At 41.0% G+C, this 12362-nt stretch carries 14 protein-coding genes; 10 read left to right on the forward strand and 4 right to left on the reverse strand.

The features are described from left to right. The first annotated feature begins 272 nt into the window (after positions 1 to 272). Both ACSLGF_RS13785 and ACSLGF_RS13790 read left to right on the forward strand, forming a co-directional pair. Positions 273 to 1250, forward strand: coding sequence for a BMP family lipoprotein (locus ACSLGF_RS13785; RefSeq protein WP_456006346.1), 978 nt, complete (start codon positions 273 to 275; stop codon positions 1248 to 1250). After that, the gene (locus tag ACSLGF_RS13790; protein ID WP_456006348.1) at positions 1247 to 2896 is read left to right on the forward strand and encodes a methyl-accepting chemotaxis protein; all 1650 of its coding nucleotides are present in this window, start codon (positions 1247 to 1249) and stop codon (positions 2894 to 2896) included. The genes ACSLGF_RS13785 and ACSLGF_RS13790 overlap by 4 nt, the downstream gene beginning before the upstream one ends. Positions 2897 to 2936: 40 nt before the next feature. Here the strand turns inward: ACSLGF_RS13790 and ACSLGF_RS13795 are convergent, their stop codons facing one another. Further along, positions 2937 to 3794 (reverse strand): DegV family protein, encoded by an 858-nt coding sequence (locus ACSLGF_RS13795; RefSeq protein ID WP_456006351.1) that lies wholly within the window; start codon positions 3792 to 3794, stop codon positions 2937 to 2939. A 139-nt stretch (positions 3795 to 3933) separates the two neighbouring features. On the opposite strand from ACSLGF_RS13795, the gene ACSLGF_RS13800 reads away from it, so the two are divergent. Together ACSLGF_RS13800 and ACSLGF_RS13805 are read left to right on the forward strand one after the other, a co-directional pair. Next, positions 3934 to 4776, forward strand: a complete 843-nt coding sequence (locus ACSLGF_RS13800; protein ID WP_099728295.1) for a YitT family protein — start codon at positions 3934 to 3936, stop codon at positions 4774 to 4776. A gap of 14 nt (positions 4777 to 4790) precedes the next feature. Further along, positions 4791 to 5246 carry a BsuPI-related putative proteinase inhibitor gene (locus ACSLGF_RS13805; protein WP_456006353.1) on the forward strand — a complete coding sequence of 152 codons (456 nt, stop codon included), beginning with the start codon at positions 4791 to 4793 and terminating at the stop codon, positions 5244 to 5246. A gap of 59 nt (positions 5247 to 5305) precedes the next feature. On the opposite strand, the gene ACSLGF_RS13810 is transcribed toward ACSLGF_RS13805, so the two are convergent. From ACSLGF_RS13810 to ACSLGF_RS13820, 3 genes are all read right to left on the reverse strand, one after another. After that, positions 5306 to 5497, reverse strand: a complete 192-nt coding sequence (locus ACSLGF_RS13810; RefSeq protein ID WP_024425070.1) for a DUF3813 domain-containing protein — start codon at positions 5495 to 5497, stop codon at positions 5306 to 5308. Next, entirely contained in the window at positions 5494 to 5646 is a 153-nt protein-coding gene (locus ACSLGF_RS13815; RefSeq protein ID WP_456006355.1) for a competence protein, read from the reverse strand. Before ACSLGF_RS13815 ends, ACSLGF_RS13810 begins: the two co-directional genes overlap by 4 nt. Before the next feature lie 88 nt (positions 5647 to 5734). Further along, on the reverse strand, positions 5735 to 6547 hold the full coding sequence (locus ACSLGF_RS13820) for a Cof-type HAD-IIB family hydrolase (RefSeq protein ID WP_456006357.1): 813 nt from the start codon (positions 6545 to 6547) through the stop codon (positions 5735 to 5737). A gap of 136 nt (positions 6548 to 6683) precedes the next feature. Here ACSLGF_RS13820 and ACSLGF_RS13825 point away from each other — a divergent pair, with 136 nt between their 5' ends. From ACSLGF_RS13825 to argJ, 6 genes are all read left to right on the forward strand, one after another. Beyond that, complete coding sequence (locus ACSLGF_RS13825) at positions 6684 to 7469, forward strand: alpha/beta fold hydrolase (RefSeq protein WP_456006359.1); 786 nt, start codon at positions 6684 to 6686, stop codon at positions 7467 to 7469. Between the two features lie 46 nt (positions 7470 to 7515). Beyond that, on the forward strand, positions 7516 to 7824 hold the full coding sequence (locus tag ACSLGF_RS13830) for a metal-sulfur cluster assembly factor (RefSeq protein WP_060595986.1): 309 nt from the start codon (positions 7516 to 7518) through the stop codon (positions 7822 to 7824). Positions 7825 to 7946: 122 nt separating this feature from the next. Beyond that, on the forward strand, positions 7947 to 9392 hold the full coding sequence (locus tag ACSLGF_RS13835) for an FAD-binding protein (protein ID WP_456006361.1): 1446 nt from the start codon (positions 7947 to 7949) through the stop codon (positions 9390 to 9392). Then, on the forward strand, positions 9389 to 9937 hold the full coding sequence (locus ACSLGF_RS13840; RefSeq protein ID WP_456006364.1) for an MFS transporter: 549 nt from the start codon (positions 9389 to 9391) through the stop codon (positions 9935 to 9937). The genes ACSLGF_RS13835 and ACSLGF_RS13840 overlap by 4 nt, the downstream gene beginning before the upstream one ends. A 138-nt stretch (positions 9938 to 10075) precedes the next feature. Next, complete coding sequence (gene argC, locus ACSLGF_RS13845) at positions 10076 to 11113, forward strand: N-acetyl-gamma-glutamyl-phosphate reductase (RefSeq protein WP_456006367.1); 1038 nt, start codon at positions 10076 to 10078, stop codon at positions 11111 to 11113. A 20-nt stretch (positions 11114 to 11133) separates the two neighbouring features. Further along, positions 11134 to 12354 carry a bifunctional ornithine acetyltransferase/N-acetylglutamate synthase gene (gene argJ / locus ACSLGF_RS13850; protein WP_456006369.1) on the forward strand — a complete coding sequence of 407 codons (1221 nt, stop codon included), beginning with the start codon at positions 11134 to 11136 and terminating at the stop codon, positions 12352 to 12354. Positions 12355 to 12362 lie beyond the last annotated feature (8 nt).

A 12362-nucleotide genomic window follows, 5' to 3' on the forward strand; every position in this document is an offset into this window, starting at 1 on the left:
TGGAACATGAGAAAAACACCTTCCTTTAGTCGGCTTTTCTCTATTATAAAATGAGGAGATGTAAATTTTAAGGGAAAAATAAAGCTGTCGAGATTTTCTCGACAGCCTGAGTGAGCATTTGCTCACTTTTTTTATTTTTGTCATAAATAATGGGTTTTTTCAGTGAAAAAAGTCATAAAAAAAGCTGAAAAAACCTTCCCTTTATCATTGAAACAACGCCACTCAAATCCGATAAGAAAGGAGTAAGGATGATAAAAGGAGTGTGTTTTTGGATGAAAGTGAAGGTCTCATTACTTCTGATGGCAGCCATGCTCATGGTACTCGCCTCATGCAGCAATCAACAGGGAGGACCACCGAAGTCAAATGTGAAGCATATTGGCGTCATGCTGACTGACGATGGTCTTGGTGATCAATCATTTAACGATTCATCATTTAAAGGATTAGAAAAAGCGCGTGACGGGCTTGGCATTGAATTTGATTATAGAGAAATTGCAGAAACTGATACATACGAAAAAGGGCTGACAGAGCTCGTAAAAGATGGCAATGACCTGATCATCGGTGTAGGCTTCAGTATGCAAGAAGACTTAGAAAAAGTCGCAAAAAAATATCCGAAGAAGCAATTCTTGCTGATCGATGCCGTATCTGAGCTGAAAAATGTGACCTCCGTGACGTTTAAAGAAGAGCAAGGCAGCTATTTAGCAGGGGCACTTGCTGCCATGACAACGAAAAGTGATGTCATTGGATTTGTTGGCGGCGTCGATGCGGATGTCATTCATCGTTTTGAAAAAGGATTTCAAAAAGGCGCCAAATCTGTGAATCCGAAAATCAATATCTTGTCCACCTATGCAGGTACATTTAGCGACGCAGGCAAAGGTAGTAAAATTGCCAAAGAAATGATCAAAAAGAAAGCAGATGTTTTATATGCCGCAGCCGGCTATACGGGTGTTGGTGTATTAAAAGAAGCGCAATCACAAGGCAAATATGCAATTGGCGTAGACAGCGATCAGTACTATACAGCTGAAAAAGCTGTGATTTCATCCATGGTCAAAAAAGTCGATGAAGTGGTCTATCAATTCAGCGAACAGCTCGTAAAGAACAATCAAATCAAAAACGGGCATATCGTCTATGACTTAAGCAATGACGGAATCGATATGGCCAGAATCCGGGTGCTCAAGGATGCTGAGAAATTGACCAAAAAATTAAATGGACTGAAGCAGACGCTTCTGAAAGAAGAGGGGGCAGCATCATGAGCTTACGTGTCAAAATCTTGCTCAACTCACTCATCTCACTTCTTTTAGCGGTTGGTGTCATCGCCTTTATCATTGTCAGCATGACAAAGATCCAATCATCGAATGAAACAGAAGTTCAAACCTTACTAAACGTACAAAAAACGAAGGCGAGCTTTGAAAGTGTCGAACAAGCCATGACCAATTATTCCATGACACTTTCAGGTGAACAGCTAGAGGTCGTTCAAACCGATATCTCTGCAGCAAAAAAACAGCTGCAAACGTTAAACAAAAACGCAGGGAATATGAACAAAGAAGCATTAACGAGGTTAAATTCAAAGTTTGACACGTGGACCAAGGAAGCGAACAATACCATTGGTGAAAAAAATGCATCTGATGCAAGACGTGTGGCAGCAAGAATTGATGGTGTCTTAAACGACGTGCATACGATGAATAAAAGAGCACAAGAAGCGTATGAACAAAATCTAGAGAATGCAGCAGAAAATGTGCAGTGGATCATCACAAGTGCGTTAATCGCAGCCCTCACACTGATTGTCATCGCCGTCTTTTTAAATATTGGTTTAACGAGATCCATCGTGACACCAATCAAATCACTCTCCTACCGGGCAAAACAGATTGCAGAAGGAAACCTTGCTGTGGAGCGGATGGACATCCAGCGTAAGGATGAAATCGGCGGCTTAAATGAATCATTCAATCAAATGACAGATCAGCTGATTAGTCTGATTAAAGAAATCAGCAATGTCTCAAGTCAAGTGGAGACATTCTCGATCCAGCTGGATGATGAAAACAAAAAGCTGATGGAATCTGCGAATCAAGTATCTGTATCGACAGACGAAATGGCAAATGGTTCACAAGCAATTTCAGAAGACCTCCAGCATGGCGTTAGTTTGATTGAGAAAATGGATCAGCATGGACGTAAGAATTCCGAAAGATCACATACGGTCATTCGCAGTACAGAGGATGCCATTGAAGCAGTGGAAAGCGGAAAGCACACGTTAACAGAAACAAAAGCAGCAATTGAAAAAAATACACGTGCAACAAGACAAATCGAGCAGTCAGCAGGAGAATTCACTCAATACGCAAGCGGAATCTCCACAATGGCCAAAACGGTTTCTGACATTGCGGACCAGACAAACCTGCTCTCGCTAAACGCGGCAATTGAAGCGGCAAGAGCAGGTGAAGCTGGCAAAGGCTTTGCCGTTGTAGCTGATGAAATTCGTAAACTTGCAGATGAATCATCTAACGCAACAAGACAAATCTTTGACATGGTCAGTCATATTGAAAGAGGCATTCAGTCCATTAGTCAAACCGTCCAAGAAGGGGTCAAGCTTTCTCTTCAGCAGCAGGATGCGATGGACAAAACCTCACACTCCTTTGAAGATATAGAAACAAAAGCACAGCATATTAAGCAAGAGATGGCATTTTTAAATGACCAAATTATTCAATCGACAGAGCTTGGCGGACAAGTGCTGCACTCGATTGAAAATATGAGTGCGGTTGTAGAAGAAACAGCAGCAGGCAGCGAAGAAATTTCTGCCTCGGCCAATGAGCAGCTGCAATCGTTCCATCAAATGAACAAACAGGTAGAAGAACTGATGAGTATGACGGAGAGGTTAAATGAAACCGTTCATCGATTTAAACTTTCATAAGAAAAGCACCCTTCCCTATATGTTGAGGGAAGGGTGCTTTTTATGATGGTTTGCCTGTAAAGAAGATCGCAAGCGTGCTAGGACCTGAATGGGAACCAACAGCAGCACCGATGATATGAATATCTATTTCTTTTGGGTGGAATTCGGTTTCGATCAATTGTCTCATGTCTTCTGCAAGTGCAAGATCATCCCCATGACTAATGCCAACTGTTTGGTTCGGCCAGTCCGTTCCGCGCTCTTTCATCAATTCAATAATGCGTTTCAGCAGTTTTTTACGTCCGCGAATTTTTTCAAGCGGTATCAGTTTTCCATCCTCGACGTGTAAAATGGGTTTAATGCTTAACAAACCGCCAACAAATGCAGAAGCTTTACTGATTCTTCCGCCTCTTGCTAAATACGATAAATCGTCTACAGTAAAAATATGTTGTAAAGATTCACAAAAATGCTTTACAGACGTTTCAATTTCTTGTATTGTATTTCCGTCAATGGCAAGTGATTGTGCGTGTTTGACAGCAAGTCCATAGCCAAGTGAAGCACATTTAGAATCAATGATTCGTAAATCGAAATCAGGGTATTCTTCCTTCACTTCGTTTGCCATCATCACAGCTGTTTGGTATGTACCTGAAAGCTCTGATGAAAAGGCGACATAGATGGCGGATGTATGGGTTTGTGCGACAGAAACAAAGGCTTCCTTGATTCGGTTTGGTGAAGCTTGTGACGTTTTTGGACTTGCGCCTTGTCTCATCGCATCAAATACTTGTTTTGGTTCAATGGTGATCAAATCCTCAAATTCCTGCTCGCCAAGTAACACACGCAGCGGAATGAGTGTCATGTTATGTTCATCATAATAAGAAAGAGGCAGATCAGCAGCACTGTCTGCTATGATATGAACAGTCATCAAAATCCCTTCTTTCTAAAAAAATCAGCCATATTTTACTTCTTTTTAGCCTAACTATATCATAGAAATCAACTTTTCGTGTTCAAATTCTAAATTTTAGGGAAAACCATAGAGAGAATGGTAGTGGAGGAATGACAACATGTTCATTGGAGAAGCAAAAAAACTCATTGTCGTCGTCATTGGTGCATTACTCAATGCGATTGGACTGAATTTATTCTTAATCCCAGCTGACGTATATGCGAGCGGTTTTACAGGGGTAGCGCAGCTGTTATCCAGTTTAATCGATCAATATGCGCCATTTTATTTATCAACAGGGATTCTATTATTTATTTTAAACATTCCAGTCGGCATTTTAGGCTGGATGAAGGTTGGCCGTTCCTTTACTTTGTATAGCATTATCAGTGTGGCACTGACGACCATTTTCCTTGGGATTTTACCAGAGACGAGCGTTTCTGAAGATATTTTATTAAATGCTGTGTTTGGCGGTGTGATTTCTGCACTTGGGATTGGAATCACGCTGAAATACGGGGCTTCAACAGGTGGCCTGGATATCCTTGCGATGATTTTAGCGAAATGGAAGGATAAACCAGTTGGAACGTATTTCTTCATTTTAAACGGAATCATCATTTTTACAGCAGGATTATTACAAGGTTGGGAGAAAGCATTATATACCCTTGTCACATTATATGTGACCACTAGGGTCATTGATGCCATCCATACAAGACACGAGAAGCTGACGGCGATGATTGTGACGAAGAAAGCAGATGAAATCAAAGAAGCCATTTATGGAAAAATGGTAAGAGGCATTACGACTGTACCAGCGAAAGGCGCGTTTACCAACGAGCAAAAAGAAATGATGGTGGTTGTTATTACAAGGTATGAGCTGTATGAACTTGAACAAATTATTAAAGAAGTCGATCCAAAAGCCTTTACGAATATTGTTCAAACAACCAATATTCTTGGATTTTTTAGACGAGATTAAAAGGTGGGTAGAAGATGAAAAAAGGTTTGGTGCTTCTTCTCGTTCTATTGGTTTTAGCAGCTTGTGGACAACAAAAAAAGGATGAACCAAACAAGGAGGTATCCGGTCAAATGGGAGAGAAAACAGTTGTACTCACAGTAGACCCCGTCCAAAAAGGTTCTTCGGTTCAATTTAACATGTCACTGAAAAATGAATCAGATCGAGATATTGAATTTACATTTAACACAAGCCAGAAATTCGAGCTAAGTGTGTATGACGAAAACGGGAATGAACAATACCGCTATTCGAAAGACCGTATGTTCACACAGGCCATCCAATCCTTTGTGCTGAAGAAAGATGAGGCGTATGATTTTCAAGATACGTGGTCAAACGGTGTGGAGCCGGGAACGTATGAAGTGGTCGTCATGTTTAAAGGAAAGGCAGAAGGATTGAAGCAAATCACGGAAAAGAAAACGTTCCATGTGAAATAAGTGCTTCCTGCTTCATGAGAAACAGAAAAAGCTGTCCAGTGGTGGACAGCTTTTTTATGTTAGAGATCATCAAGCAGGTCTTGGAAGGTATGCAGCTGGTTTCTTTCTGCATCTGTTGAGTTGGCAAATGCAGATGATACGGCATTTTTTGCTCGCTTGACAGCCTGTTGACGCTCTAACCCTGATGAAAATGAAGAAGTAAGGGCTTCTTCAGTAAATGATTTGGCTTGATCAAAAAGTTCGTTTCTCACAATGAACCTCCAGAAGCATCAGTCTTCATATGTCCCCGGTCCTCCGCCGCTTCTTCAAGTGTGGAACGATACGGAAAACGTGCGTCATGTAGACTGACAGAATCTTTACCTTGTTGTATAAAGCGTTTCGATTTGCTTCTTTTACCCATTCGGAATCCGCCCCTTTACACAAGCTGACAGGTCAACCTGTCTAACGGTAGTATGCCCGCTTTCTTCGGCTATGTATGAATGGAAAAATTAAAGAGAGAAGTAATTCGTTAGGAATTTTGCAATCCCATCTTGTTCATTCGTATCTGTGACTTCATTTGAGACGTGTTTCACTGCATCAATCCCGTTGCCCATTGCAACGCCGCATCCAGCAAATTCAAGCATTTCTAAATCATTGTCTTCATCTCCAAATGCCACAATTCGCTCCTTAGGAACGCCGTAATAATCACTGATTTTTTGCAGTCCAACGGCTTTGTTCATGCCTGTTTTAATGATTTCAATCACGTGCCACGGAGCGGCCCATCGCCTGTGATCAATTACTTCTGCATGAACATCTGTTAAATAGCTCCGAATGGCTCCGACGTCTTCTTCTTTTGCATGAATTAAGACACTCGTCACATTCTCTCCAAGGTTGTTCCTAAGGTCTCCGACAGTGACTTTGTTTGCATTCATATTAAATATATCAATGAGTTTTTCATCATGATAATGGAAATACAAATCGTCGAGTACTTCAGCTAACACATTGTGCACTTTATACTCCTCACTGATGTCCACAAGCTGTTTAACAACTTGAAGATCAAGTGACGTGTGAAATCTGCCCCATTTTTCATCAAGAGGATGATGGACAAACGCTCCATTAAAGTTCACAATCGGTGAATCAAGCTGTAATTGCTGATAATAAGGAGAGCTGGAACGAAATGGCCGGCCTGTTGATATACATACATGATGCCCGCTGTTTTTCACTTTTTGAATGACGTCAAGTGTGTGTGTAGAAATGGTTTTATCATCTTTTAATAACGTGCCATCCAGGTCAAGTGCGATTAGATAAGGTTTAGTCTCCATAAAATCTCCTTTGATCTGTAAGTGATAGGAGGCAGTTAGTAATGGTCCTCTTTCTATAGTGTATCTTTATCACATCTTCGTTGTCTACATGTTAAAATAAACAAAGACGGGAATGATAAAGGAGGATTCATAGGTTGTGATCACCATTGATGAGCAAATTGAACACGATATTCCATTTTTACATATCGTAAAAGCTGAAAATAAAGAAAAACCGCTGCCGCTTGTATTTTTCATACACGGGTTTACAAGTGCACGTGAGCACAACTTACACTTCGCCTTTCATTTGGCGAAAAAAGGCATGAGAGTCATTTTGCCTGACTGTGCTTATCATGGTGTAAGGTCAGAAAACCTCAGCTTAGAGGAACTGGCATCAAAGTTCTGGGAAATTGTCCTGAACGAAATTCGTGAAATCGACATACTCAAAACACATTTTCAAGCAAAACAATTGATTGACGCCGATCTAATAGGCGTTGCTGGTACATCCATGGGGGGCATCACGACCTTTGGTGCACTTGCAAAGCATGATTGGATTAAAGCAGCTGTCAGCCTGATGGGCAGTCCGAAATATACGACTTTTCTACAGGCACAAATCATGGACATGCGTCACAAAGGTTTGATGAAAGACATCACGGACGAAGAGGTCAAACAGCAATTAGACGCACTCCGCCCTTATGATTTAACGCTGCAAATGGATCGATTGAACAAAAGACCGCTGTTATTCTGGCATGCGGAAAACGACCCTGTTGTCCCTTATCGCCACGCAAAAGCCCTATATGACGAGTTAGCGGCAACCCAATATAAGCAAGACCCGCACCTGATTCGTTTTATCACAGATGAACAAGCAGGCCACAAGGTCTCAAGACAAGCGATGTTTGAAACGATTGACTGGTTTGTGACGCACCTGAAAAGCACAAACGTTTAGCCAAAAGTAAAAGTACGTTATACTAGTTGAAAAAGGAGTGGATATCATGGATGAAGCATTGAAAGAAAATATTTTAGGCGCCCTAGAACAGGTGATTGACCCTGAGTTAAATGTCGACATCGTCAATCTTGGACTTGTCTATGATGTCGATCTTGATGAGAATGGAAAAGCAGATGTCACCATGACCTTAACATCAATGGGTTGTCCTTTAGCACCAATTATCGTGGATGAAGTCAAAAAAGCATTAAGCGACCTGCCCGAAGTGAAAGAAACAGAAGTTCACATCGTATGGAATCCGCCTTGGACACGAGACAAAATGTCAAGATACGCGAAAATCGCACTTGGTATTCAATAAGCCCATATGAAAAACGCCTGGTATGAGTTTGACTCGTACCAGGTTTTTTTATGAAAAATTAAGGTGGGTGGAGAGAATGGCTTGATATAATGGATGTAATTTTAAAGAACGGAGTACCTATAATGAAACGAAAGTGGATATGGATCGTTCTTTTCATGGGATATGCTGCTGCATTTTTTGTATCAATCACTATACGTGAAGGTCAAGCACATAAAAGTCAAAATCTTGATGCCTTTACAGATGTCAGTCATCTCATGCCTGTCAAAATAAAAAAAGTCGTTCAAGGTAAAGAAATACAGACATTAAAAGAAGTATTAGAAGAAGCAAAAGAGAAACATCTGCCGATTTCAATTGCCGGCAAGCAGCATAGCATGGGCGGCCACACGTATTATGAAAACGGGATCGTGCTTGATATGACTAAATTCCGCCAGATTTTAGCATTTGATGAAAACAAGCAAACCATTCGTGTCCAAAGCGGCGCCACATGGGATGATATTCAAAAATTTGTGAACCCATACGGTCTTGCTGTGAAGGTGATGCAATCGCAAAATATCTTTACGATTGGAGGTTCGTTAAGTGCAAACGCACATGGACGTGACATTCGTTATGGGTCACTCATTGACACAGTTCGTTCCTTCAGACTATTAAAAGCAGATGGCGAGATCATCACAGTTAAGCCAGGTGATGACTTATTTACGGCCGTCATTGGAGGATACGGTTTGTTTGGCGTTATTTTAGACGTTGAACTTTCATTAACAAAGGATGAATTATATAAAATGGAAACAACCTCTCTTGATTATCGTGAATACACCGCTTATTTTCAAAAGCATGTAAAAGACAATAAAGAGGTACGCATGCATCTTGCAAGAATCTCAACAGCGAAAAAACACTTTTTGAAAGAGATGTATGTCACCAATTACACCCTCTCTTCTGATCAAGAGATAGAAACATATCGGGAGCTCAAAGAAGATCAGCTTGTCATTCCCCTAAAATTTATGCTCGGCCTTTCGAGAAGATTTGATATGGGGAAAGATCTGCTATGGAATTTGCAAAAGAAATATTTCCAAAGTCAAAATGGACAGTTTATCACAAGAAACAATGTGATGCGGTCTGATTCTGCATTTTTAGAATATGAAAATGAGTCTGACACTGATGTGCTGCAAGAATATTTTGTTCCAGTTGATCGTTTTCGTGCGTATATCGATGAAATGAGAGACCTATTACAACATGAAGAGTTGAATTTAATGAATATCACGATACGCTATGTACAAAAAAATGAAAAAGCGGACCTTTCATATGCAAAACAAGATATGTTTGCACTTGTTCTTCTTGTGAATTACGGTTTTGAGAAAGAAGAAAAGGCAGAAGCGAAGCGGCTCATCCGGCAAATGACAGATGTCACTCTGCGGCACCATGGAAGCTATTATTTACCGTACATGCCTTATCAAACAAAGGCACAAATGAAACGGGCATATCCTAAAACCGATGTATTCTTTCAAAAGAAAAAGCAGGCAGATCCAGATGGCAGGTTTATCAACTATTTTTATGAAAGGTACAATACTCAATGAATGCAAAAGCAATGAAATGGTTCGTCTACTCACAAAGTCTGCTGTTTTTCGCCAGCAGTCTGATCTTCCCTTTTTACATTCTTTTTATTAAAAATGTTGGATCAAGTTATTCTCAGTTTGGTCTCGCGTATGGTCTGTTTGGTTTAAGCGGCGCGTTTATTCATTTACTCTTAGGGAAACTGCCAGAAACAACCGACAGGCGGCTCTTTTTAATCATTCATTCGTTTGGTATGGCTTTTCTTTTGCTGCTTTTTCCGCATATGACAGAAGTGGAGCAAGTGTATATGATTCAGCTTGCACTAGGTGCGCTCGGTGGTTTTCAAAAGCACGGGGAGAAACTGCTCGTTACCGAACTGACAACTGAGAAGAAAAGGATGAAAGAAGTCGGGCACTATCATTTTTGGACAGCTCTTTTTTCATCTATCGCCATTATGCTTGGCGGCCTGTTTGCTGATTTCTTTACCGTTCATTTCATTTTTTATGCAAGCTCCTTATTATATTTATGCAGTGCGCTTCTGGTCCTCAATATCAAAAACGATAGATGAAATCCGCATGTCTCACGAAGATATGTGGATTTTTTTATGAAAAAAAATGAAAGGAAATATTAAATATACAATTGAATTAATTTTTATACATGTTATAATGTTAAATAATTTCACAAAGACCAAGAGGGTGTATTGACGTTGAAAATAGGTATTATAGGTGCTACAGGGTACGGTGGTGCGGAATTGGTTCGTATCTTAAGGCACCATCCACATGTGGAGGAATGTATATTGTATTCATCAAGTGGTGATGGGCAATCATACAGTCAATCTTATCCGCATCTGACAAACATTGCAGATCAAACATTAAAAGCCATTGATCCGGCTGCCATTGTGCAAGAAACAGATGCTGTGTTTTTAGCGACACCAGCAGGCGTATCAAGTGAACTTTCTCCGAAGCTCATGAATCAAGGGGTGCCAATCATTGATTTATCAGGTGACCTGCGCATTCAAGATGGAGCAACTTACGAAGCTTGGTATAAACGAAGGACAGCGGATGAAGCATCCGTCCAACAAGCTGTGTACGGTTTATCTGAACTGAATCGAGAAAAAATTGAGCAGGCTGAAGTGATTGCAAATCCCGGCTGCTTTCCTACCGCAGTTCTTCTCGGCTTAGCACCGCTGATGAAACAGAATTTAATTGATGAATCCATGATCATTATAGATGCGAAAACAGGGGTGTCCGGTGCCGGACGATCAGCCTCACTAGGAACGCATTTTTCAGAACTAAACGACAACTTTAAAATTTATAAGGTGAATGAACATCAGCATACACCTGAAATAGAACAAGTATTAAGAGAATGGAATCCGCAAACGGCAAACATCACATTTTCAACGCATCTTGTCCCGATGACAAGAGGGATTATGGCGACGATGTATACACAATTGAAATCAGATGTCACAAAAGAAGAATTGATGAAGCGGATGAAAGGCTTTTATGAAGATTCCTATTTTGTCAGAGTGAGAGATCACGGGGTGTACCCGCAAACAAAAGAAGTATATGGCAGTAACTTCTGTGACATCGGCTTTCATTTAGATGAGCGAACAGGCAGACTGACGATCGTGTCGGTCATAGACAATCTAATGAAAGGCGCGGCCGGTCAAGCGGTTCAAAACTTCAACATCATCAAAGGCTTACATGAAGAGGCGGGCCTCATAATGACACCTCTTTATCCATAAGAACAGGGGAGACAACAAACATGATTGAATTAAATGAAAAAAGCATTGTCAAAATAGACGGTGATGTATCATCACCAAAAGGCTTTGAAGCGAAGGGAATTCACATTGGATTACGCTATTCAAAAAAAGACCTTGGCTTGATCGTCAGTGAAGTACCAGCAGCGAGTGCAGCGGTATACACACAAAGTCACTTTCAAGCTGCGCCTCTACAAGTCACACAAAAAAGCTTAAAAAAGACAGGGCAATTAAAAGGTGTGATTGTCAATAGTGCCATCGCCAATGCATGTACCGGTGAGCAGGGATTGAAAGATGCATACGACATGCAGGCAGCCTGTGCAGACATGTTAGGGATATCGCCTGATTACATTGCAGTTTCTTCTACTGGTGTGATTGGAGAATGTTTGGATATGGATAAAATCAAAAAAGGCATCACGCAGCTGAAAGCAGCAAAAGCAGAAAAAGGCCATTTTGAAGAGGCGATTTTAACGACAGATACGGTTATTAAAAATACAACATACACCCTTACGATAGACGGAAAAGAGATTCTCATTTCAGGCGCAGCGAAAGGCTCTGGCATGATTCATCCGAACATGGCGACAATGCTTGGCTTTGTCACAACAGATGCAAATGTCGAGCAGGAAGCCTTACAAAATGCACTTCGTGACATTACGGATGTGACCTTTAATCAAATTACCGTCGATGGAGAAACATCGACAAACGATATGGTACTTGTGATGGCAAATGGCATGGCAGAAAATGATGCGCTGAATGAAGAGCATCCAGAATGGCCATTGTTTAAAGAAGGCTTAAAACTAGCTTGTGAGGATTTAGCAAAAGAGATTGCAAGAGATGGAGAAGGCGCAACCAAATTAATCGAAGCGAAAGTGGTAGGCGCTAAAAACAACTTGGAAGCCGGCATCATTGCGAAAAAAATCGTTGGTTCAAGTCTTGTGAAAACAGCCGTATACGGCACAGATGCAAACTGGGGCCGGGTTGTCGGAGCAATCGGACATAGCGCAGCTTCCGTTACACCAGAAGAGGTTGAAGTCTATTTAGGCGGACAATGTCTGTTTAAGCATAATGAACCGCAGCCTTTCTCAGAAGAGGAAGCAAAAGCGTATCTAGAGCAGGATGAGATTACGATTTTGATTCAAATGAATGAAGGAAATGGTGAAGCGGCAGCGTGGGGCTGTGACCTTACCTATGATTACGTGAAAATTAACGCGAGCTATCGCACATAATGAAGGGG

It is taken from the genome of Bacillus sp. A015 (assembly GCF_053851875.1).